General features: G+C 69.3%; 9 protein-coding genes. 3 read left to right on the plus strand and 6 right to left on the minus strand.

Features of this window, described 5'->3' with window-relative positions; translation table 11 throughout:
* Nucleotides 1-93 precede the first annotated feature (93 nt).
* Nucleotides 94-1200, minus strand: coding sequence for an amidinotransferase (locus P2PM1_RS16470; RefSeq protein WP_186399802.1), 1107 nt, complete (start codon nucleotides 1198-1200; stop codon nucleotides 94-96).
* A 157-nt stretch (nucleotides 1201-1357) separates the two neighbouring features.
* Between P2PM1_RS16470 and P2PM1_RS16475 the strand changes: the two genes are divergently transcribed.
* Nucleotides 1358-2554 carry a cytochrome P450 gene (locus P2PM1_RS16475; protein WP_186399803.1) on the plus strand — a complete coding sequence of 399 codons (1197 nt, stop codon included), beginning with the start codon at nucleotides 1358-1360 and terminating at the stop codon, nucleotides 2552-2554.
* A 32-nt stretch (nucleotides 2555-2586) separates the two neighbouring features.
* Here P2PM1_RS16475 and P2PM1_RS16480 read toward each other — a convergent pair whose 3' ends face one another.
* The 5 genes from P2PM1_RS16480 to P2PM1_RS16500 form a co-directional block, all read right to left on the minus strand.
* Nucleotides 2587-3402: a thioesterase II family protein gene (locus tag P2PM1_RS16480; protein WP_186399804.1), complete on the minus strand. Its 816-nt coding sequence runs from the start codon at nucleotides 3400-3402 to the stop codon at nucleotides 2587-2589.
* Nucleotides 3402-6626, minus strand: coding sequence for a non-ribosomal peptide synthetase (locus tag P2PM1_RS16485; RefSeq protein ID WP_186399805.1), 3225 nt, complete (start codon nucleotides 6624-6626; stop codon nucleotides 3402-3404). Before P2PM1_RS16485 ends, P2PM1_RS16480 begins: the two co-directional genes overlap by 1 nt.
* Nucleotides 6627-6651: 25 nt before the next feature.
* On the minus strand, nucleotides 6652-13224 hold the full coding sequence (locus tag P2PM1_RS16490; RefSeq protein ID WP_186399806.1) for a non-ribosomal peptide synthetase: 6573 nt from the start codon (nucleotides 13222-13224) through the stop codon (nucleotides 6652-6654).
* A gap of 11 nt (nucleotides 13225-13235) precedes the next feature.
* On the minus strand, nucleotides 13236-17195 hold the full coding sequence (locus tag P2PM1_RS16495; RefSeq protein ID WP_186399807.1) for a non-ribosomal peptide synthetase: 3960 nt from the start codon (nucleotides 17193-17195) through the stop codon (nucleotides 13236-13238).
* Between the two features lie 62 nt (nucleotides 17196-17257).
* Nucleotides 17258-22354: an amino acid adenylation domain-containing protein gene (locus tag P2PM1_RS16500; RefSeq protein ID WP_371636812.1), complete on the minus strand. Its 5097-nt coding sequence runs from the start codon at nucleotides 22352-22354 to the stop codon at nucleotides 17258-17260.
* Nucleotides 22355-22744: 390 nt separating this feature from the next.
* Between P2PM1_RS16500 and P2PM1_RS16505 the strand changes: the two genes are divergently transcribed.
* On the plus strand, nucleotides 22745-24709 hold the full coding sequence (locus tag P2PM1_RS16505; protein WP_244301561.1) for a SidA/IucD/PvdA family monooxygenase: 1965 nt from the start codon (nucleotides 22745-22747) through the stop codon (nucleotides 24707-24709).
* Entirely contained in the window at nucleotides 24706-24924 is a 219-nt protein-coding gene (locus P2PM1_RS16510) for an MbtH family NRPS accessory protein (RefSeq protein ID WP_186387783.1), read from the plus strand. The genes P2PM1_RS16505 and P2PM1_RS16510 overlap by 4 nt, the downstream gene beginning before the upstream one ends.
* The last annotated feature ends 28 nt before the right edge of the window (nucleotides 24925-24952 follow it).

Consider the following 24952-nt stretch of genomic DNA (forward strand, 5'->3'; position numbering starts at 1 on the left):
ATCCGGGCATGTCGACGCGCTTGGCTCCCGACACTGCCGGCACGTCCTCCCTCCGCGAACGCCGCGCTCAGCAGGAAGGTCGGAGTCGATCGGTCAAAAATAGCTCTCCAGGCCCCCCGCGCGGCGCACGTCGAGCGTTGCGCAATGGAACGACCCGCCAAGGGCATGAAAATGCCGGAACGGGCACCGGATCGCCTCGAAGCCCCAAGCTTCCAGCGCCTCGGCCATCGGATCGTCCTGCGCCTCGACAATTACACGTTGTGGATCGAGCATCAACACGTTCATATTGATCCAGCCGCTGCACAGGAACAGCGGCTGCGTGCGCGGCGGTGGCGGCGGGGCTGCGCGCACCTCCCACGCCTTGAACAGCTCCGGCACGATGCGCACCCGTTCCGGGTTGATCAGCAGTTTGCCGGGGGCGAGCGGCATCAGGCTGGCGTCGATATGCATCGGGCGGTCGTCGTCGAACGCCACCTCGTGCACCCGGTAGGCGCCGCCGAGATGCCGGCGCAGCCAGTCCACGCCCATCCGGTTCGTCACATGGCTGAGCTGGACGAAGATATCGCGGCCGCAGCGGATGAAGTCCGCCGCGTCGAAGGTCGGCTCGAACTCCGAGACCGCGAGGCGCGGCGGCAGTTCGCCCCCGGCCTGCCTCCAGCCGTCGTCGTAAAGCCGGTCGGGGAGCTCGGGCCTGGGGGCCGCGCTCCAGCGCGCGCCGGCGGCGAAATATTCCTTGAGGAGGGGGCGGTAGGCCAGAACCTCGAAATAGCGCGATCGCCAGGCCATCGGGCACTCGATCAACTCGTCGCCGACGACCAGGATCACGTCGCGCGGCATCGCCTCATAAAGGCCGGTGCTGGTCCAGCCGGGACCGCCGAAGCTCGCCTGCTTGTCGCGCGGATCCGGCCGCCTGACCTTGATGCCCTCGCGCTCCAGAAGGGCCGAAAACAGGTCCAGCTCGCGGCGGGCCCCGTCGACGATGTCCGCCGGAAAGGCCTGCCCGGCATGGGCACGTATGTGGTCCGCCTTGGCGGGCGGCAGCACCGCTTCCACGGCGGCATGCCAGGGAGGGAAGCGGGCGCCGTCGGCGATGCCGACGATCACCTCTTCGAGCGGGTCCCACTCGTTGTGGGAGCTGACCGGGGTGACAAGGTCACGCGCCGGAGCAAGGCCGACGCCATGATTTGAAAGTCTCTTCATCGGCGTCAATTCGACCAATTAACTTTTGGACGGTCGGTTTTATTGCGATTAATATACATCCTATAGTGGCACTCTAGCAGATCGTCATGGTGCAGCCAAATCCAAAAATCCCGATCCTTGACCCGACCCTTGCCCCTGCCATGACGACCTCTGCGGCATGACCGGCGCGACGGGCGCAATACAAGCCGCGGCCCTCGCCGATCCGGAGACTTTTGCCCGCGGCGACGCCTGCCGCGTCTTTCGCCATCTTCGGACCCAGGAGCCGGTGGCGTGGACGCCCGAGCCGGACGGGCCGGGGTTCTGGTCGGTGACGCGTTACGCCGAGGGTGCATGTGTCCTGAAGGATGCTTCAACCTTCAGTTCGGTTGAAGGAACCACCCTGGAAGGCAACCGCTGGCAGGACGATCCGGCCGCCGGCAGGATGCTGCCGCTGATGGCCGCCCCGGCCCACACCGCCTTGCGTCGCATCCTGATGCCGCATGTCTCCGGGCCGCGCGTGGACGCCCTGCGGCACGACACTGCCGGATTTCTGGCCCACGTGCTCGAGGAGTGCACGGAGCGCGGCCGTTTCGAGGTAGGCGACGGGCTCGCGACGCGGGTTGCGATGCATGTCGCCTTCCGCCTGCTCGGCCTGCCGCCGGAAGACGAGGCCGGCCTGCTGCCGGTCGTCCGCGACACCCTGTCCTGCAATGAGAGCCGCCGGCATCTCGCGGATGCCGAACTGCTGATCTATGTCAGCGAGGCGGTGGAGGTGCGACGGCGGCACCCCGCCGACGATGCGATTTCCGCGATAATGGGCGCCGAGATCGACGGCCGCCCGCTGGACGACGAAACGGTCCTCTTGACCGTGCTGAACGTGATGTCCGCCGGCCTGACGACGACCCGGCTGGCGATCACCGGGGCGATCCATGCCCTCATGCATCATCCGGACCAGTGGCGGTGGCTCCAGCGCCGGCCCGACATGCCGGGCACGGCGGTCGAGGAGGTCCTGCGCTGGACATCGCCGGCCGCGGCGGTGGTGCGCACGGCGCATGCCGACACGGTGCTGGCCGGACGCCGGATCCGCCGCGGCCAGCGCGTCGCGGTCTGGATTCCCTCCCTCAATGCCGACGAGGCGGTGTTCGCCGATCCGGACCGCCTGCGGCTCGACCGCGCGCCCAACCGCCATCTCGGGTTCGGGACGGGCATGCATGCCTGTCTCGGCATGATGCTCGCCCGCCTGGAACTGCGATTGCTCCTGTCCGAGATCCGGCGCGCCTGGGCCGGGATCGAACCCGACGGACCGGCGGAGCGTCTGACCTCGCTCGTTCTGCAGGGCATCGACCGCCTGCCGGTCCGGGTTGGCCCGTCGTGACGCGGTCTCCGGCGCCGGGATCCTGCGATGGCTCACGACAACGACAGTCGCGCAAGGTCGCCGACCAGGGTCAACACCGGTTCGGGATCGGACTGCAGGAAGAAATGGTCGCCCGCCGCCTGGCGGATGACGGCGGCGCCGGTGCTGTGGTGCCGCCAGGCGTCGAGTTCGTCGGCGGTGACATAGGGGTCCGCCCGACCGCTGATCGCCCCGATCGGGCACGGCAGGGGCGCGGCGAACCGGCTGTCCGCCCCCGCCCGCCACTCTTCCGCCATCCGGCAGCCGGCCCGCAGCGCCGGCAGCAAGACGTCGACGAGCTCGCTGTTCGCCAGCACGTCCTCGGGCAGGCCGCCCAGATCCGCCAGAGCCTTCAGGAACTGCGGGCGGTCAAGATGGGCAATGGCCCGGTTGCGCGCGTTCATGGTCGGTGCCGGGCAGCCGACAACCACGAGCGCGGCCGGACCCGCGCCGGACCTTGCCAGCAGGTGCGCCGCCTGCGCGGCGATCATGGCTCCCAGACTGTGGCCGAGAAGAATGAAAGGCCTGTCGCGCAGGTGGACGGATGCGGCGATGAACTCCTGCGCAACCTCGTCGACGCTGCGGGCCAGCGGCTCGTTGAACCGGGTCTGATGGCCAGGAAGCTCGAAAGCGCAGACATCGGCGGCCTGCGCCATCAGGCCGGACCACGCGCGGAAGACGGTCGCGCCCGCCCCGGCGGGGGGAAAACAGAACAGCCGGTAGCGCGCGCCAGGACGCGCGATCCGGTGTGGAAAGAACCGGCGGAGGTCGCCGGCCGATGCCTGCATCCGGCCGGCAGTGGCGCCGGCGTCCTCGCTCCGGCCGTCCATCACAGGTCCCCGACGACGCTGCCGCCGTCCCCCTCCGTCTCCGGGATCGAACCGCGCAGCCAGAGCAGTTCCTCGATCGCCTCGGCGATTTCGGCGATCGTCGGTTTCTCGAAAAAGTCCCGCACCGTGAACTCCACCGCGAACGCCATGCCGATCCGGGCGACCACCTGAAGCACGGTCAGCGAATGTCCGCCGAGGACGAAGAAATTGTCGTGGACGCCGGGTCCGTCGATGAACAGCACCTCTTCCCAGATGGCGGCGAGCGTTTCCTCGACGGGCGTGCGGGGGCCGACATGGGCGATTCCCGACAGCAGATCTTCGCGCCGCGGCGGCGGCAGCGCGGCGTAATCCGGCTTGCCGCTGGGCAGCAGCGGAAGCTGTTCCAGGGCCACCAGCGCCGCGGGAACCATATAGGCCGGGAGCCAGCGCTCCAGATGATCCCGCCAGTGGTCGATCGCCTCGCCGGACGTCTCGGAGCTTTCCACATAGGCCGTCAGCAGCCTCTCGCCGGCCTCCGTTTCGCGAATGTCGACGAGGCAGCGCCGGACCTGCGGCAGGCGTTCGAGAACGGTTTCGATTTCGCCCGGTTCGAGCCGCTGGCCGCGCAGCTTGATCTGCCGGTCCCGCCGTCCGGCATAGTCGATGCGACCGTCGTCGCGCAGCCGTCCAAGATCGCCGGTCCGGTACATGCGCGCGCCCGGTATCGGGCTGAACGGGTCCGGCACGAAAGAGCGCGCCGTCAGCGCCGGCTGGCGCCAGTAGCCGTCGGCGAGGCTGCCGCCGCCGATGCAAAGCTCTCCCGGAGCCCCGAGGGGAACATGGTTGAGATGATCGTCGAGCACATAGACCGCCGTTCCCGAGACCGGCCGGCCGATCGACGGTGCCCCGTCGCCTTCGGGACCGACCGTCCCGGCCGTGGCGACGACGGAACACTCCGCCGGTCCGTAGTGATTGACCAGCGTCATGCCGTGGGAGGGATCCGGCCGCCGCCGCAGCCGGTCGCCGCCCGTCAGCATGACCTCCAGATGCGGCGGCAGCGGTTGCCCGCCGGCCAGCATGGCTTCGGCCAGAGGCGTCGGCACGAAGGCATGGGTGACCCGATTTTCCGACAGGTGCCCGATGAGGCGGTCGATATCGCCGCGGGTCGTGTCGTCCACGATGACCAGGGTGGCGCCGGCGGTCAGGCAGGCCCAGACGTCCCAGGTGCAGGCGTCGAAGGACAGGCTGGCGATCTGCGCCACCCGATGACCCGGCCCGAGCCCATAGCGGTGCCGGTGCCAGTCGACGAGTTGGCGGAGGCCGCGATGCGGAACAATGACCGTTTTCGGACGGCCGCTCGTTCCGGATGTGTGGATGCCATAGGCGGGAAAGACCGGCGCAACCTCCTCCGGCCCGTCGCGCCCCCGGTCGCCGGCCGCCAGCACCGGGGAAACCGGCACGATCGTCAAGCTCTCTGCGGGAAAGCGCCCGCCGACATCCCCGGCGACGACGACATGACCAAGACCCAGGTCCGCGGCCATGCCGGCGAGCCGGTGGGGCGGAAGCTGGGAATCCAGCGGAACGAAGGCTGCCCCGGCATCCAGGATGCCCAGCATGCCGATGGTCATGGCGGCGGAGCGCTCGACGCACAGGCCCACCATCTCCCCGCGCCGGACCCCAAGCTGCCGCAAGCGGTCGGCGAGATGGAGGGCATTCGATGCGAGGTCGCCATAGGCGAGATCCGTGGCCGCATCGCGAACGGCGAGCGCGTCCGGCTGACGTTCTGCCTGGCGGTGCACCAGATGGTGAGCGCCGTCCTGCGGGACCTGCCTTGAAACCGTTCCGGAGAGCCGCGAGAGCGCGGCGCTTTCCCTCTCTCCGATCACCGGCAACCGGGAGATCGCCGTTTGCGGCCGTTCGACGATGGCCCGCAGGAGCGCCGGGAACCGCTCGGCCAACCGCTGGGTGGCGGCAGCGCCGAACCGGTCGGTGCTGTACTCGAACCCCCCGGACAGCGCCGCGCCGGGCCGATCCGACAGGAACAGGGTCAGGTCGAACTTGGAGGTCGTGCCCTCTACCGTCACGGCGGCAGTCTGCAGGCCCTGCAAGGCCAGGTTTCCTGCACTCCCCGCCAGCGTTACGGCGGTCTGGAACAGGGGATGGCGCTCGTTCCCGCGCTCAGGCTGGAGCTCCTCCACCAAGCGTTCGAAGGGAAGGTCCCGGTGCTCCTGCCCGGCAAACACGTCTTCCCGGACCTGGCGGACGACGTCCGTGAACGGCATGTCCGGTCTCAGGCGGCTGCGCAGCACGAGCGTGTTTTGAAACAGACCGACCACGCCGCTCAGGTCCGGATGGTCGCGGCCGGTGACGGGATACCCGATGAGAAAGTCCGCTTGTCCGCTCGACCGGTAGAGCAGCACCGCGAAGGCGGCCGAAACGGTCATGAAGAGGGTGGCGCCGAGGCTTGCGCTCAGCGTTGTCAGCGCGGCCCCAAGCGCCGGGTCGAGGTCGATATCGATCCACCCGCCCCTGCCGCTTTGCGCCCGTCTGCGCCGCCCGCCTTCGGTGGGAAGCGCAATGTCGTGGGGCGCACCGTCCAGATACCGGCGCCAGTGGTCGACGAGCGGCTGCATGTCGGCGGCGCGCAGCCGCTCGGCCTGCCATGCCGCGTAATCGGCATACTGGATCGGCAGCTCCGGAAGATCGACCGGCCGGCCGCCGAGAGCCGCGTTGTAGAAGGCCGAAACGTCCCTTGTCAGGATGTCCAGGGACTGGAGATCCGCGACCGCGTGATGAACGGTGATCACGAGCACATGGTCGTCGCTCCCGAGAGCGCCGAGCCTGGCGCGGGCAAGCGGCCCGGCGCGCAGGTCGAAAACCCGCTCCGCCTCGGTGCGGACGAAGTCCCGGATGTTATTGTCCGGCTCCTCCGCAGGCAGCAGGGCAACGAGATCGAGCGGAAACCCGGCCCGGTCGGCGACGATCTGCACCGGCTTGCCGTCCTCGACATCGAAGGTCGTGCGCAGGCTTTCGTGCCGCGCGGCGGTCTGGTCCAGGGCCTGCCGGAGCGCCGGTATGTCGAGCGGTCCCGTGATCCGCCAAGCCGCGGGAATGTTGTAGAGCGGCGAGTGCGGCTGGAGGCGGTCGAGGAACCAGAGCCGTTCCTGCGCGAAGGACACCGGTGCCGAAAAGGCCGTGCCGGTGTCCTGCGGGGAGTCGGTGCTCGATAGGCCGGCGTCGGTCATGATCGGACCCTGTTTCGTCTCTTTCTCAAGAGGTCGCGGCGCCGATGTCGGTCGACCGGACGCGCCGCGAACGGTCGAGACGCGGGATCGGCTGAAGGCGGGCGTCCGTGTCCACGTGCTGCGCGCCGCTGTCCAGATAGGCGGCCAGTTCCGCGATTGTGGGATGCTCGAAGATCGCCCGCAGCGGCACGACGAAACCGGTCGACTGCGCCAGGCGCGCCGACATCTGGATCGCTGTCATGGAATGGCCGCCGAGACTGAAGAACGAGCTGTGAATGCCGACAAAGGACAGGTCGAGCACCTGCCGCCAGACAGCGGCCAGCAACAGTTCGGTCGGCGTTGTCGGCGGTGTGCCCGGCGCGTCGCCGCCGTGCTCCGTCGCGGCCGGCGCGAGGCGCAAGGCGCTGCGGTCGATCTTGCCGTTCGGCAGATGCGGCAGGCTGTCGACGATCGTCAGCGGCTGCGGAACCAGGCTCCTCGGCAGCAGTTTCGCAAGCTCGGCGGCAAGCAACCTTGCGGACAGGCCCTCGTCCGGGGCGACCGTGACGAAGCCGGCGAGACGGTCCGTGCCGTCCGCCTCCGTCAAGACAGCCACCGCGGCCTCGCGCACGCCGGGACACGTCAGCAGCGCATGCTCGATCTCGGTGAGTTCGATCCGGTTGCCGTGAAACTTGACCTGATGGTCCGTGCGTCCGCGGAACTCGATGTGACCGTCGGCAAGAAACCGCGCGCGGTCTCCGGTCGCATAGATCCGGCTTCCCGGCGGCCCGAACGGGTCGGGCAAGAACCGCTGCGCGGTGAGGCCGGGGCGGCCGAGATAGCCCCGCGCAAGACAGGGTCCGCCGATATGCAGATGGCCGCTGACGCCGATCGGCACCGGCTCCAGCCGGTCGTCGAGGATATAGACCGCCGCGCCGTCGACCGGCCGGCCGATCGTTACCCGGTTGTCGGCGCCGATCTCGGTGAAGGTGGCGTAGGTCGTCGCCTCGGTCGGGCCGTAGAGGTTGAAGATGCGCGCGCCGGGCACCGCGACCCGCAAGACCGTCACCAGGCTTGGGTCGAGCGGCTCGCCGGCCAGGTTGATGGTTCCGGCCGATGTCGGCACCGCCCCGGCGGCGGCAAGTGCGCTCATCGACGAGGGCACCGTGTTGATCAGGGTCGGCGCCCCGGCGGCGGCCAGCGAGATGTCGTCGACGAGCACCACTGTCCCGCCCCGCATCAGGGGGAGGAAGATCTCGAAGACCGACAGGTCGAAGCAGACCGACGTCGCCGCGAGCATGCGCGCTGTCTCCCGCGCGGAATAGACGCGCGCCGCCCAGGCCAGCAGGCCGATGGCGCTGCCATGGCTGATCGCCACCGCTTTCGGATGGCCGGTCGACCCCGACGTGTAAAGGCAATAGGCCAGGGTCTGCGGGGCGATGCTGGTGCCGAGGTTGCCGGACGGCTGGCGCGCGAGGAGGCCCGGATCCGCGTCGATCAGGACGGTACGCCCGGAAAACGGCGGCAGGCTGGCGGCGTCCGCCTTGCGCGTCAGCACGATGCCGGCGTGCGAATCCTCCAGCATGTAGGACAGGCGTCTGGCCGGATAGCCGGCATCCAGCGGAACATAAGCGCCTCCGGCTTTCAGGACGGCCAGCAGGCCGATCACCAGATCCGCACCGCGTCCGAGGAGAATGCCGACCAGGCTTTCCGGCCCGACGCCCAGGCTCTGCAAATGGCGCGCGAGGCGGTTCGCCCGCTCGTTGAGGTCGCGGTAGCTGAGGGTCTCTGACCCGACCTCGACCGCAACGTCATTCGGCGTCCTGGCAACCTGGCGTTCGAACGCCTCATGCAGGCTCGCCGGCCCGCCGTCCGGCCGTGCCGTCCGGTTCCAGTCCACCAGGATCCGGTGCCGCTCCGGTTCGCTCAGCAGCGCCATGTCGCCGACCGGCCGGCCCGGATCGCGGACCAGCTCACGGCAGAGGTGGCGGACCTGGCCGGCCATCCGTTCGACCGTGGCGCGGTCGAAAAGGTCCGCCGCGTATTCGAGATCCGCCTTGAGCGCATCGCCGGTCTCGGTGACGAACATCGACAGGTCGAACTTGGCCGTCCGGTCCGGCACCTCGATCACCTCCGCCTCGAGCCCCGGCAACTCGACGTCCCGGTCACATTCGGCACCGAAGCCTCCCACCCGCCCCGTTGCCGCGGCCCGGGTCCTGGCATGGCTGCACCAGACCTGGAAGATCGGATGATGGGACGGGTCCCGGACAGGCTGAAGATCCTCCACCAGTTTCTCGAAGGGGTAGTCCCGGTGCCGGTCGGCCGCCAGGACATCGTCGCGCACGGCCGTCAGCAGGTCCGCGAACGGCATGTCGGCGCGGGTGGCGATCCGCATCGTCAGCGAGTTGACGAACAGGCCGATCAGGTCCTCCGTCTCCCGCCGCGTCCGGTTGCCGGAGGGATAGCCGATGCAGAAGTCGCCTTGCCGGCTGTATCGGAACAACAGGACGGCGAAGACGGCGGACATCAGCATGAACATCGTCGCGGCCTGGCTGTGCGCAAGGCTTCTCAGGTCCGCGGCCAGCGCCGCGTCGAACGTGAACGACACGCTGTCGCCGCGAAAGCTCGCCGTCGGCGGGCGCGGCCGGTCGCTGTCGAGCCGAAGCTCCTTGGGGATGTTCCGCAGGCGCTCCCTCCAGAAGCGTCTGTGGCCGTCGAGCACATCGCCGGTGAGCTGCGCGCGCTGCCACCGGGCGTAATCGCGGTACTGGATGGGCAAGTGCGGCAGGGGCGAAGGCTTGCCGGCGCGAAAAGCCATGTACAACGCGGCGAGTTCCCGCATGAGGATCTCGACGGACCAGCCGTCGAACACGATATGCGGGATCGTGACTTGCAGGACATGCTCCGTCCGCGCGACCTCGATCAGCAGCGCCCGCAAGAGCGGGCCTTCCGCGAGATCGAACGGCGTTCGCGCGTCCTCCGCCAGCAGGTCGAGGGCGGCCGAGCGGGCGTCGCCGGAGGTCGGCGGCGCCGTCACGGGAAGCTTCAACCCGCACTCCGTGGAAACGATCTGGATCGGCGGGCCGCCATCGTCGGCCGCGACGAAGCGGGTCCGCAGGCTCTCGTGCCGGCGCAGGATCTCCTTGAGCGCCAGCCGCAGGGCGTACCGATCCAGGCCTCCCTTCAAGCGCCAGGCGACAGCGATGTTGTAGAGCGACAGCCCCGGTGTGAACTGGTCGATGAACCACAGGCGTTCCTGGGCGAAGGATGCCGGAACCTCGTCGGCGGCCGGCGCCGGCCTCACGGGGGCGACGGGCGCGTCGTCCCGGCCATCGAGACGCGCGGCGAGCTGCCGGATCGTCGGCGCTTCGAAGATGTCGCGCAGGATCAGGCCGCGCTCCGGCTCCGTCCGCAGCCGGGCGATGATCCGCGACGCCAGAAGGGAGTATCCGCCAAGCGCGAAGAAATCGTCGTCGATGCCGACCCGTTCGACCTCCAGCACCTCGGCCCAGACGTCCGCGATGTGCTGCTCCGCCGCCGTTCGCGGTTCGCCGCCCTCCCCTTGGTCGGCGGGTGCCAGCGGCGCCAGGGCCGCCAGTCGCGCCCGGTCGATCTTGCCGTTTGCCGTCAACGGCAGCCGGTCGCGGATCTCGAAGGTATCGGGGATCATGTAGCCCGGCAGGCTTGCGGCCAGCTCGGCGCGCAGGAAAGCCGCATCGACGGCCTGTCCGCCGGCTGGGGCGACATGGGCGATCAGTTTCGTCGCCCCGGAGGGGCTCGTCCGGGGCAGGACGGCCGCCTGGGCGCCCCCGCCGATGCGATGCAGGCGGGCTTCGATCTCGCCGGGTTCGATCCGGTAACCGCGGATCTTGAGCTGCTGGTCGATCCGGCCGAGAAAATCCAGGCTGCCGTCCGCCCGGAACCGGCCCTTGTCGCCGGTGGCATACATGCGACTGCCCGGCGGGCCGAAGGGGTTGGGAACGAACCGTTCCGCGGTCAGGCCAGGGCGACCCCGGTAGCCGCGGGCAAGGCCCCGGCCGGCGAGGTGGATCTGTCCCGGCGCGCCCGGAGGGACCGGTTCGTCGTCATCGTCCAGCAGATAGGCTTGCGTGCCGGCGATCGGCCGGCCGATGCCGACATCGGCCAAAGGATCGGAGCGGACATGACACCAGGTGCTGTAGGTGGTGTCTTCCGTCGGACCGTAGAGATTGAGCACCCGCGCCCGGGGCGCGGCGGCATACAGCGCCTCGACCAGACCGCGCGGCAGCGGCTCGCCGGCAAGGTTGATCGTCCGCACCCCCGCCGGGATGGCGTTCCGCTCGAGCAGCGCCCGCGCCGCCGAGGGAACCGTGTTGAGCAGCGTCGGCTCCACCGCCGGCGGCGTGTCGGCGAGGGACAGGGAATCTTCGACCAACACGATGGTGCCGCCGGCGGTCAGCGGCAGGAACAGCTCGAACACGGAGAGGTCGAAAGACAGCGAGGTCGCCGCCAGGGTGTGGCGGGTGTCCTCGCGGCCGAAGACCGTGCCGGCCCAGGCCAGCAGGGCGGCGGCGCTGCGATGCTCGACCATGACGCCCTTCGGCAGGCCGGTCGAGCCCGACGTGTACAGGACATAGGCGAGATCGGACGGGCGCGGCGGATCGCCCGGCGGATCGGGCGCGAACCGCGCGATCCGCTCGCGATCCCGGTCGAGGCAGACGGTGCGGACCCCGGCCATGCCGAGCGACAGCAGGCGCTCCCCGCGCCCCAGGACGACCCGCGCGGAGCACTCGGCGATCATGTGGTGCAACCGGTCCGCCGGGTAGTCCGGGTCGAGCGGAAGATATGCCGCCCCGGCCTTCAGGATGCCGAGGAGAGCGGCGACCATGTCCGCCGACCGGGGCATGGAGATCCCGACGACATCCTCGCGGCCGATCCCCATCGACCGCAGACAGCGGGCCACCCGGTTCGACAGGCGCTCCAGTGCGGCATGGCTCAAAACGGTGTCGCGATGGAGGACGGCCACGGCCTCGCCGGAGGCGGGCGAGGCGATCATCGCGGTCAGCGTCCCGTCGGCGGCCGCGGCCGCAGTGGCGGCGGTGTCCGCCCCGGCCGCCGGGGCGTCGCGGCGCGCGCGTCCCCCCGGCAGCGGCAGGTCGCCGATCCGAACGCCCGGCTCGTCCGCGATCGCCGCCGCGATGCGCTCGAAATCGGCCGCCGCGCGCGTGATCGTCGGGCGGTCGAAAAGCGCCGTGTCGTAGTGGAAACCGCCATGCAGCCGGCCTCCCTCCAGGGTCATGGTCAGGCCGAGATCGAACAGGGCGGTGGTCAGCTCCGTCATCTCGCGTTCGGTTTCGAGGCCAGGCAACGACAGGTGCCCGCCAGCCCCGCTCTCGAACGCGAACAGGGTCTGGAACAGGGGAGAGGCCGTGCGTCGGACGGTCGGCCCAAGCTCGGCAACGAGCCGGTCGAACGGCAGCTCGCGGTTCTGATAGGCCTCCAGCACACGGCGCCCGGTCTTCTCAAGGAAATCGGCGACGGTGACATCGGCGCGGGGCCGCGCCCGCATGACCAGGGTGTTCAGGAAATTGCCGATCAGATGCTCCGTGCCCCGCCCGCGATAGGCGGCGACGGGCGTGCCGACGCACAGGTCGGACTGTCCGCTCCAGCGGGCGAGGAAGATCTGATAGGTCGCCAGCACCAGCATGAACGGCGTCAGGTTGGCGCGGCGGGCGGTTTCCAGCATCCGGCCGGTGAGCCGCTCGGACCAGGCGAACTCGACGAGCCCGCCGGCAAGGCTCGGCAGCCCGCGTCGCGGCCGGTCCACCGGCAGGCGCAGGCCCTCGGGGGCATCCTCCAGGCGCCGCCGCCAATAGGCGAGCTGGGCGTCCAGTTCCCCTGTCTCAAGCTGCCGGCGCTGGGCGAGAGCGATGTCGGCATATTGCAGCGCCAAGGGCGGACGCCGGGGCACCCGGCCATCACGCCGCGCGGCGTAGAAGTCGCCAAGGTCGTCCGCCAGCACCGCGAAAGACGCCTCGTCGCCAGCGATATGGTGCAGGACGATGACCAGGACATGCTCGTCGGCGCCCCGCCGGACCAGCCGCACCCGGAACGGGCTTTTCGCCTCCAATGGGAAGGGCTGTTCCGCACCGTCCTGAACAAACCGCCTTGCGTCGGCGGGATCGGCCCTGGAGAAATCCGCAAGCGCGATATCGAGCGCGCCCGGATCGAGAATGTCCTGCCGTGGCAGGCCTTCGGCGGCGGGATAGCGCGTCCGCAGGATCTCGTGCCGGGCTTCCAGGTCGGCAAACGCACCCATGAGCGCCGGAACGTCGAGCGCGCCGCGCAGGCGCAGAACGAGCGGCAGGTTATAGGCGGCGGTGCCGGGATGGATGTGCTCGATAAGCCACAGACCTTCCTGTGCCGAACTCAGCGGCAGGACGGACGGGCGGCGCGCGGCGGCCGGCGGACTGTCGGCCCGGTCCAGATGCGCGATGATTTCGGACTTGCGCCGCCGGAGTTCCGCAAGCGTGTCGCCGTCCAGTCCATCGGGCGGGCGGTACCGCAACCGGCCGTCGCGCACCCAAAGCTGGATGCCGGCTGCCCGGATCTCGGCCAGAACGTCTTGCAGATCGCGCATACGGCCTCCTTTCAGATCTCCAGGCCGACAAGGCGCGTGTCGACGATCCGCTGTATGGCCGCGGCGAGCACGGGAGCCTTGTCCGCCTCGACCATGGTGAAATGCGTGCCGTCGACCGTGTGCGGGGCCAGCGAGCGGAAGACCTGTCGCCAGCCCTCGGACCTGAATTGGTGCTGGACGGAGACGGGGTCCGAATCGGCGCGGTCGAACGGCTCGGCCGCGCCGAGATAATCCGCATCAATGGCAAGCGGCCGGGGCTCATAGCGATCGAACGCCCGAAAGTCGCGCTGAATGAGCTGGTCGAGCTCCGCCAGAAGGGCCGCATCCGGGGCCTGATGCGGCTCCGCGTTGCGGCGCGGAATGTCCAGTCCGTCGAGAAGCGACCGCATCTGCAGGGCCTGCGGCGCGCTCAGCAGCTTCGGCGGCGTCCAGGTGTCGAGCAGCAGCAAGGCGGCAATGTCCACGGTCCGCGCGATCCACTCCCGCGCCATTTCCAGGGCGATGCACCCGCCCATCGACCAGCCCGCAAGGATCACCGGGCTCACCCCCCGCACGGCATCGACTTCGGCGACATAGCGCGTGGCGAGGGCCTCGATCGTGCAGGTCGCAGGGTCGGTGCCGATGCCGGGTGCCTGCAGGCCCCAGCAGGACAGATCGGTGCCCATCCGTTTCGCAACCTCGACGAACGGCATCACCGAACCGCCGGCGCCATGCACGAACACGAGCAGCGGCCGGCCCGGCCGAACGGCGAGCGGCACGAGGCACGAGACGCCGCGCGCGCCGGTTTCCAGCCGCGCGGCCAGGTCTCGAACGCTCGGGCAGGCAAAAACGTCGGCCACCGACGGCCGCAGGTTCAGCTCGGTGTCGCAGGCGTCGATCAGCTTGAAGATCAGCAGCGAATGGCCGCCGAGATCGAAGAAGCTGTCGGTCGCCCCGATGTCGGTCTGCCCGAGGAGGTCCTGGTAGATCCGCAGGAGACGCTCTTCCAGGGGCGTTTCCGGTGCCGCCCGCTCCCGGCTGTCGCACCGGGGCGCGGTCCACTCGAGAGCCGCGAGGGCCTGGGCATCGACCTTTCCGTTCACGTTGGTCGGGAGTTCGCCGAGGATGACGATGGCCGGCGGAACCATATGGCGGGGCAACAGACGGCGCGCATGGGCAAGCAGGACGTCCGGCGTCGCCTGCGCCCTCTCCCTCAGCGTCACGAAAGCCGGGATCCGGGGTCCGGTTCGCGGATCGTTGCGCACCAGGACATGGCACTGCGCCACGGCCGCGTGCTCGCACAACACCGCTTCGATCTCAGCCAGTTCGACCCGCATGCCGCGCAGCTTGACCTGCCGGTCGATGCGTCCGAGATGTTCGAGAGTGCCGTCGCCGCGCCGCCGGCACAGGTCTCCGGTGCGGTACATGCGCTGCCCCGGCGGCCCGAACGGATCGGGCAGGAACCGCTCGGCGGTCAGGCCCGGCCGGCGGTGATACCCGAGCGCAAGACCGACCTCGCCGCCGATGTAAAGCTCGCCGGGCACGCCGAGCGGGCACAGGCGCCCCGACGGATCGAGCACGTAGCAGGTGAAATTCGCCGCCGGATGACCAAGCGGCACATAGTCGGTCCCCGACGTATTGGGCAGGGGACAGTCCGTCACGGTTCCGCATTCGGTCGGCCCGAAGCAGTTGACGAGCAGGGCCTGCGGCAGTTTTTCGTAGAAGCGGTCGCGCAGACGGGGGCTGACCGGGGCGCCGCCGCACAGGACGCAGGCGAGGCTGCGGCAGGATCCGTCCGGCAGGACGTCCAGCATCAGTTCCAGCATGCCCGGCACCAGGAAGATCTGCGTGACGGCGTGTTGGTCGATCAGCGCGACCAGCCGCTTCGGGTCGCAGTTTTCGCCGGGCTTCGGAACCACCAGCCGGGCGCCGAAATAGAGCGTCCAGAAGATCTCCCAGATCGAGACGTCAAACCCGTAGGAGGTCTTGAACAGGTTCGCCCCGCCCGAGGTCAGCGGATAGCGCCCGTGCAGCCACAGGATTTCGGCCAGCGCCGCTTCGACCGAATAGACCACCCCCTTCGGCCGTCCGGTGGAGCCGGAGGTGAACAGGATATGGACCGGCCGTCCCGCCGGCGCCATGCATGGCGGATCGTCGGGGGGCCAGTCGTTAGGGGACCAGTCGTCGGGGGCCTCGGTGCCGCCGACGACGTGAACCGCGCAGGAGGCCGAGGCGACGAGCGGTGCGGTCGCGCTGTCGGCCAGCACCAGCAGCGGCGCGGTGTCCTCCAGCAGGACGCGGATCCGTTCGCCGGGCAGAGCGGGATCGAGCGGGACATAGGCGGCTCCGGTCTTTGCGACGGCCAGGAGCGCCATGACCAGATCGAAGCCGACAGTCATGCACACGGCAATGTAGCAGCCGGGGCCGGCGCCTTTGGCGAGAAGATGCCAGGCGAGCCTGTTGGCAGCGGCATTCAGCTCGCCATAGGTCTGCTGGCCGCGCTCGCCGACCAGCGCGACGGCATCCGGCGAGCGCCGGACCTGCTCTTCGAACGGTTGCGCCAGGGTGCGGTAGGGACTGCCGGGCCGCATGTAGGGCTCGAACGCGTGAAGGAGATGCGCCTCGTCCCGCGCGGACAGCAGCGGCGCGTCCAGGATGGGCAGATCGGGATCCCGCGCGAAGGCGGCCGCGAGCCGCGCGAACATCGACACGAAGCGCTCCGCCGTCGCCCTGTCGAAGAGATCGGCCGAATATTCCAGAGATCCGACCATTCCCCCGTCGCGCTCGTCCAGGAACAGCGACAGGTCCCATTTCGCGGCCTCGGAATCGGCGAAGGCCGCGGCGGTGTCCAGCCTGCCGTCAGGGGTGGCCGGCAGGCCGCCGACGCTGAACATGGTCTGGAACAGGGGGCTGATGCTTGCATCCCTCGGCAGGTTCAGCGCCGCGACAACGGACCCGAAGGGAACCGTGCCGTTGTCGTGCGCTTCCAGAACGGTGGTTCGCACCTGGCGCAGGAGGCTGCGGAAACGCGGATTGCCGGCAAGATCGCTGCGCAGCACCACCGTATTGACGAACATGCCGACCATTGTCTCGACAGCGGGATGATCGCGCCCGGACAGCGCGGTTCCGACCAGCATGTCGGTCGCGCCCGACACGCGCCGCAGGAACGTCTTGTAGACCGCCGCCAGGACAACGAAGAGGGTGGTGTTTTCCGCCTCGGCCAGCGCCTTCAGCGGCCGCAGGCCCTCGGGGGCGATCCGGCAGGGAACCACATGGCCGCGTCGGCTGGGCACGGGGGGACGCGGACGGTCGGAGGGAAGATCGAGGACCGGAACCTCGCCGCGCAGCTTGGTCCGCCAATAGGACAGTTGCTCCTTGGGATCCGCCCCGTCGGCCCGCCGGCCCGCATGGGCGGCATAGTCGATGAAGCGGACGGCCGGTGCGGGGCCGGGCGCGTCGCCGGCCAGAAGCGTCAGCAGGTCGCCATACAGCGTTTCCAGCGAATGGCCGTCGACGGCGATATGGTGAAACACCAGGAAGGCGACGGCCGCCCCGCCCGGCATGCGCACCACGTCCATGCGGTAGAGCGGTGCCGTCGCCAGGTCGAACGGTTCCCGGTAGCACCTGTTGCCGATGACCTCGATCCTCGCTTCGGCCTCGCCGGGAGACAGCATGCCCGCGTCGTGCCAGCGCAACGGGCAGGGGACGTCCTCGCACAGTTCCTGCAGCGGTTCCCCGTCCTTTTCGTAGATCCGCAGGCGCAGGGCATCGTGACGCTGCATCAGGTTGCGCAGCGCCTCCCGCACGGCCTCGTCCGACGGACAGGAGGGCAGCCGGAGGATGCCGATCTGATTGTATTCCGGACTGTCCGGAAAAATACGGCTCTGGAACCAGACGCCGGACTGGTTGGGCAACAGCGGAATGTCGCGAACGGTGTCGCTGCGCGGGATCTCCGCCGCCGCCGGGGGGGCGCCAATGTCCCGATGCGTCATCAAACGCTCGAGCAATTGCCGCTGCGCGGGACCCAGGTCGGCGCGTCCGGCTCCCGCTTCGCTCATGACCGCAAGCCTTCGAGCATCTGCCGTGCCTCGTCCTCGGACAGGGCGGCCACCCGATCGATCAGCCCGGCCTCCACCAGCCTCGCCAGCCCTTCGACGGTCGGCTCGGCGAAGAAATCGCGTACCGAGATGCGCACCGCGAACCGGGTTTTCAGTCGGGCGATCACCTGGATGGCGGTGAGCGAATTGCCGCCGATGGAAAAGAAGGTATCCCGCCGGCCAACGCCGGGCAGGTTCAGAACCTCGCGCCAGACGGCTGCGATCTCGCATTCCAGCGGCGATGCGGGCGGCGCCGAGCCGCCGCGGGAGGCGAAATGATCCGGACCGGGCGGCGGCAGCGACAGGCGGTCGAGCTTGCCGCTCGCCGTCAGCGGCAGCCGGTCGAGCACGACATAGGCCGCCGGCAGCATGTAGCTGGGCAACAGGAACTCGGCCTGCGCCCCGAGCCCCGCAGGGGTCAGGCCGTCGCCCTGGACATAGGCGATCAACTGATCGGATCCGGACGCGTCCTGCCGGGCGATAACAGCGCAGGCAGCGACCCCGCGCAAGCCGCGCAGCACCTGCTCCACTTCCGCGATCTCGACCCGGCAGCCGCGGATCTTGACCTGCTCGTCGAGCCGGCCGAGATACTCCAGCGCTCCTGTCGATGTGACGCGTCCCAGATCGCCGGTGCGATAAAGCCGCTCCCCCGGTTCGATCGGCCAGGGGTGGGGAACGAATTTCTCGGCGGTCAGGCCCGCGCGCGCCCGATAGCCGCGCGCCAGTCCGCCGACGCCCGCGACGCAGATCTCGCCGGGCATGCCCGGTTCCACCGGCTGCAGCGACCGGTCCAGCAGAAAGACCCGGTAGAGCCCGATCTGGCGGCCGATCGGCGCCCACAGCCGGTAGCTGCGCGCGTCGTCCTGCCAGTAGGCCACTTCGGACGTTTCGGTCTGGCCATAGCAGTTGTGCAGCGGGATCGGGACCCGCGCCCGGTAGCGCGCGAGCAGGTCCGCCGACAGGCCCTCGCCGGACACCTGCACCCATTTCAGGTCGGGAGCCTCGTCCCAGCCGCCGGCGCTCAGGACCGCATCCAGCATGGACGGCACGAAATGGGCAAAGACCGTGCCGGGCCGGGCCAGCAGCGCGCGGATGTGATCGACATCGGCTTCGCCGCCCGGATCGGCGGCAAGGACAGTCGCTCCGGACATCAGGGGACCGAAGATCTCCCAGATCGCCACGTCGAACACCAGCGGCGTCTTGTGCAGGACCCGGTCGCCCTCCTGAAGCGGATAGCGGTCCCGAAGCCATGCGATGCGGCCCATGACGCATCGATGGTCGAGCAGGACGCCTTTCGGCTCGCCGGTGGAGCCGGAGGTGTAATAGGCGCAGGCAAGGTGATCGGGACGGGCGGGAACGCTGCCGCGCGTCGCACCGACCGCGGGATCGAGCCGGTCTTCGCTCCACAGGCGCAGGCCCGGCAGGGCCAGCCGGTCCCGGTTCGCGGCATCGACGATCAGATGTGAGACGCCGGCGTCGAGGAGGATTTTCCGCGTGCGGGCGAGCGGATAGCCGGGCGACAGCGGCACGAACCCGGCCCCGGCCTTCAGCACGCCGAGAAGAGCGACGATCAGCGCGAGCGAACGGTCCTGGCAGACGCCGACCAGGTCTTCCGGGCCGATACCGGCAGCCGCGAGGGCATTCGCCACACGGTTGGCGCGCGCGTCCAGCTCGCCATAGGTGATCCGCTCCGACAGGGTTTCCGCCGCGATGGCATCGGGCGTGCGGTCGGCCTGCTCTTCGATGTAGCGGTGGATCGGGCGCAGGTCCGGATAGACCGCGTGGTCCGCATTGATGGCGCGAAGGCGCGCGTCCCGCTCCGCACCGGTGCTCAGCGCCAGCGCGTCCAGCGGGCGGTCGGGCGCGCGCGTCGCCGCCCGCAACAGGCCGAGGAAATGCGCCCGCAGGAGGCCGGCCTCCGCCGCGTCCAGCGCGCCGGCCGCATATTCGAGCTCTCCCTGAACGGTACCGTCGGCGAGGCGCAGCATGCAGGAGAGGTCGACCTTCGCCGTTCCGGTATGGACGAGCACCTCCTCCAGCCGGGCGCCGGGCGGAGCGAAGCCGAAATCCGCCGGCGTCGACTGCATGACGAACATCGCCTGGAACAGCGGATTGCGGCTGGAGCGGCCGGGCAGGTCGAGAAGGTCGACGATCTCGTCGAACGGCAGGTCCTGATGCGCCAGCGCTTCGGCCATGCGCCCGGCGACATGCGCCACCAGATCGCCGAACGAGCGCTGCCGGCCGGCATCGACGACGATCGGAAGCGTGTTGGCGAAATAGCCGACCGTGGCCTGGTCGGCGGGCGACATGCGGCAGGCGGCGGGGACACCGATCACGATCCGGTCCTGAAGGGTCCACCGGTGCAAGGTGGCGGCGAAGGCCGACAGCAGGACGACGGGAACCGTGGTTCCGTGGCCGGCCGCGGCGGCCTCCACCTGCGCCGCCAGGGCCTCGTCCATCGACAGGTCCGCGACGCCGCCGGCATCGGAGGGGTCGCGGCGGGTGCTGGCGCCGTGGTTCAGCGCAAGCACCGGGAGATCGCCGGCAAGCTGCCGCCTCCAGTAGTTCCGGTGGTCTTCGAAGGCGGGCGAGGCGCGCAAGGCCTCGAACCGTGCCACATGGTCCGCGAATTGCGGGGCGGCGGGTCCGGCGGTCTCCCCCGTCCACGCCGCCTGCAGGTCGCGCAGCAGCAGGCCGTGCGACCAGGCATCGCACACCGCATGGTGGATGTTGAGCACCCACAGCCACGCCTCCGGCGCGTAGCGGATGCACAGCGATCGCATGAGCGGCGGCGTTCCCAGATCGAAGGGCAGGCGGACCTCCGCCTCGGCCATCGCCATCGCCGCGTCCCAGCCGGCCGCCTCAAGCACCTTGCTCGCAATCTCCAGCGGCGGCGCGATCTCCTGCATCAGGTGGCCGTCCCGCATGACCAGCGCCGTTCGCAAGGCCTCGTGGCGGGCCGTCAGCGCGGTGAGGGCGCGGTCGAGATCGGCGATCGCGAACGCGCCGCGCACCCGGAAGCCGAGCGGCACGGAATAGGCCGGCGAGCCCTTCGCGTAGTCTGACAGGAACCACAGGCGCCGCTGTCCGTTCGACGCCGGGGCGAGGTTGGTTCGGAGCGCCGCCGCGTCGGGCACCTCGGCGAGTCGGGTGTCCGTCGCCGCCCGCCGCGCGTCGACCGCCGCCGCAAGGCCGCGCGGCGTCGGCCGGGCGAACAGGTCGGAAAGGGAGAGGTCGACCGCAAGGTCGGCGCGCAAGCGCCCGATGAGCTGCACGGCCTTGAGCGAATCGCCGCCACTGAGGAAAAAGTCGTCGTCATCGCTCCCCGGAGGCAGGCCGAGGACGTTTGCCCATTGGCGGGCGATCACCGCATGCGGCGGTTCGTCAGCTTCAGGCCGATCCTGGAGGCTGTCCGGATGCGGCAGGCGCTTGCGGTCGAGCTTGCCGCTGACCGCCCCCCGGGGCAGGGCATCGAGCACGATCAGTTCGGCCGGGATCATGATCTGCGGCAGCCAGTCGCGCAGTTGCGCCCGCACCTTGTCCGGGTCCGGCGCCTCGCCGACCAGATATCCGACCAGCAGCGGATCGGCGGAGGTGGGGTCGTGCAGCGCCGCGGCCGCTTCGCGAACCCCGTCGCACCTGACAAGGCAGCTTTCGATGGCACCCAGCTCCACCCGGTGCCCGAGGATCTTGACCTGCTCGTCCCGGCGGCCGCGGAAATGCAGGACGCCGTCGGCGGATCGCAGCCCATGGTCGCCCGTCCGGTACATGCGGCTGCCCGGCGGTCCCCACGGATCGGGGCGGAAGGCCTCGGCCGTCAGCGCCGGCCGCTTGACATAGCCGCGCGCGGGCGGCACTCCGCCGATCCAGATCTCCCCCACCGTGTCGTCGCCGACGGGGTCCATGCGCTCGTCCAGCAGATGGATCGCCGCGCCGTCGATCGGATGGCCGATCGGCACGATGTCGTCGTCGACCATCGCAGGCGGGCGATAGGTGGCGCAGGTGATCGTCGCTTCGGTCGGACCGTAGTCGATCACCCAGTCGACATCGTGGGTCCAGCCCAGCGCCCGCCACTGGCGCAGCTTTTCGCCGAAGGCCGTCTCCCCGCCAGTGAAGACGAGGCGCAGGTCGCGCGGCTTGTCGCGCGGCCCGCACCCATTCTCCAGTCCGGCGGTTTCGCTGTCGACCCAGCGATGCCAGAGCGAGGAGGCCATGCTGGCGACGCTGATCCGATAGGCGTCGAGCGCCTCGCGAAGCGCGGGGCCGGGCATCGGCACCTTGCCCGGCAGCACGACGGTCGCACCGGCGATCCAGGCCGGCAGCAGTTCCTCCAGCGCCGCGTCGATCGACAGCGGCGTCATGTGAAGAAACCGGTCGGCCGGCCGCAGGTGAAGATGGCCGCACATGAAACGGGCATGGCTCAGCAGCGAGCGGTGACTGACCGCGACACCTTTCGGCACCCCCGTCGTCCCGGAGGTGTAGATGCAATAGGCGAGGGCGTCGGGCCCGGCCAACGGCTCCGGATCGGCGTCCGGCCAGTCCGCAAGGGTCTCGTCGCCAACCAGCATCAGCGGCACGTCCATGTCCGAGAGCATGTCCGCGAAAGCGGCTCCTCCGGCGGCATCCGCGAGCAGCAGCAGGGCGCCGGTTTCGGCAAGAACGTGACGGGTCCGGCTGGCCGGGTGCCCCGGCTCGATCGGAACGAAGGCGCCGCCCGCTTTCCAGATGCCGAGGACGGCAAGGAGCGTCCAGGCCGACCGGCCGGCGCTGACAGCGACCACCACGTCCGGCCCGGCGCCCATGGACCGCAAACAATGAGCCAGCCGGTTGGCCGCGCGGTTCATCTCGTCGAACGTCAGACTGGCCTCGTCGGTCACGAGCGCGGTCGCGTCCGGCGTGGCTGCCGCTCTCCATTCGAACCAGCCCGCAAACGAGCCCCCCTTCGCACCTCCGGGGCCTGCGAGACGGGGGTCGGAACGAGCCTCATCTTCCAAATCGAGCACGGGGTCCCAATCGAGCACGGACGTCGCTCCAATTCGCGGCTTGCGCGCCACGCGTGTCTCAGAGCCTGCAGGACAATCATGTTAGATCGACACTCTCAAGTTGTGAACCCGAATCCGGAACCGGACGCGGACAACATGAAAGGTTGCCGTTTTCCCTTGCGGCACGTTTTGCCAGAAAGGCCTCCTCTTCTCCGCTCCGCAAAAGCACAAACCTGATCCCGGCGACCGGTTTCGCACCGGGATGTCGGTGAAAACCAGCGCTTTTCATATGAAACCCGTCTTACCGAACGCCAAAACCGTCGCCGGCGCCTTCGCGGCGAGGGAACTGATTTTTGCCTGGGACTTTGTCTTGCAAGGTGATAGCGTTTCCTTGCACGCCAGTGTTTCGCAGGAGGGGTTTTCTTGACGTCTGCGAAGGTTGCCGAAGAGTTTTTTGACTTTGTGGGCCTGGGTTTCGGGCCTTCCAACCTTTCCTTTGCCGTCGCGGCCCGCGAACTCGCGCCTCATCTCGACGGAGTTTTTCTGGAGCGCAACCCAGAGTTTTGCTGGCACGCGAACATGATGTTCGACCGCTCCAACGTGCAGATTTCCTTTCTCAAGGATCTCGTCACCTTGAGGAATCCCTCGAGCCCCTTCAGTTTCCTGAACTACGTCCGCGATTGCGGCCGTCTGGAGCGGTTCGTCAATCTGCGCAGCTTTCACCCGACCCGGGAGGAGTATCAGGACTACCTGTGCTGGGCGGCCGAGCGGTGCGGGGCGGATGTGCGCTACGGGACGAGGGTCGTGTCGGTAAGGCCGGGGCCCGGCTCGGCGCCGGACCATTTCGAAATCCGCGCGCAGGCGGCCGGCAGCGGGGCGCCCAGCCGGTTCCTGGCGCGCAACATCGTCATCGCGACCGGCGGCGCGCCGCGGATCCCGGCCGGATGCGAGATCGGCGGGCGGATCCTGCATGCCGGCGAGGTGCTGTCCCGTCTCGGCGACACGGCCCCGGATCCGGAGGCGCCGCTGCGCTTCGTCGTCGTCGGCGACGGACAAAGCAGCGGCGAAGTCGTGCTCGCGCTGCTGCAGACCTATCGCAGGGCGGAGGTGCAGGTGTGCGTCTCGGGATACTCGCTGCGCCCGGCCGACAGTTCGGTCTTCCTGAACGAGGTCTACGGGTCGTCCGAACTCGACACATTTTACGGGGCCGACGAAGCGCGCCGGCACGCCATCCTGCGGGACGTCCGCAACGCGAATTACGGCGTCGTCGATCCCGACCTGCTGGAGGAGATCTATCGGATCGCCTATGCGTCGGAGGTGCGCGGCCGGACCCGGTTGCAGATCCGCCCGTTCACGCGGCTGACGGCCGCGCGCGAGGACGGCGAGCAGGTGCGGCTGACCCTTGTCGACAGGGTGTCCGGTCAGGCCGCCGACATGACCTGCGATGTCCTCGTGCTGGCGACCGGCTTCAAACGCCGTCTCGATCCGGAGGTTTTCGGCCCGGTGCTGCGTCTGCTCAAGCAGCGCGAAGACGGCGGCGTCGCGGTGTCGCGGCACTATCGCGCCCTCGCCCGCGAGGCGCTGTCCTGCGGCGTCTATCTGCAGGGATTCAACGAAGCCAGCCACGGGCCTGGCGATACGCTGCTGTCGCTGCTGCCGTTCCGCTCCGCCGAGATCGTCGAGGACATCCTCGCCCACCGGCCGGCGGAGCCGTTGCCGCGTCCGGCGGTGGCCGAGCCGGCCTATCCGCCGCGCCGTCATGTCGACCATGACGAAGACCGGCAATTCGCCCTTATCGAGCGCAATCCCTTCGCGACCCTGATATCGGCACGGGACAGGGACGATGCGCTGGTGACCCAGTTGCCGCTGATCCTCGACCGGCGGCGCGGGACCAGAGGCATTCTCTTCGGTCACATGGACCGCTCCAACCCCCAGGCCGCGCTGCTGGAAGGCCGAAAGGTGCTGGCCGTCTTTCACGGCCCGGACTGCTACATCTCGCCTCACGTCTACGGGTCGCATCAACTTCCGACCTGGAACTCGATTTCGGTTCAGGTGCGGGGACGGGTTCGGCCGATCGAAGACAGAGACACGCTGGTCCGGGGCCTGCAGAGCATTTGCGAGCGGGCCGATCCGGGGGATGCAAGCTACCGGCTGGCCGCCGACGACCCGCGGATAGACCAGCTCATCGATTTCATCGTCGGCTTCGAAATCGAGATCGACCACATGATCGGCCGCTTCAAGCTGTCCCAGGACAGGGACGCGGCCGACCGACAGCGCGCGGTGTCCGAAATGCTGCGCCACGCCCGCGCCCGCGACCGCGACCTGATCGAGAAGATCGCCGGTATGGACCTGTCCTTGGCGCCCCGGTCGGCCGGCATGCAGCAACCGATGCCTTCGATGGGCCAATTTCCAGGGAGGGAGCAATGACCGCGACAGACGATGACGCCGAAAGCGACGAGCAGTACTACATCGTGCGCAACCACGAGGAGCAGTATTCCATCTGGGTTGTCGGACGCCCGGTCCCGGCTGGATGGGAAACGGTCGGAGAGCCGGGGACCAAGTCCGACTGCCTGGCGAGGATCGAGACGCTGTGGACGGACATGCGCCCGGCAAGCCTGCGCCGGGCCATGGACGGCGCCTGAGCCCGCCTGCCGACCGCAGGTTCACGAC

It is taken from the genome of Stappia sp. P2PMeth1 (genome assembly GCF_900185735.1).
In the GTDB taxonomy this organism is placed as follows: domain Bacteria; phylum Pseudomonadota; class Alphaproteobacteria; order Rhizobiales; family Stappiaceae; genus Stappia.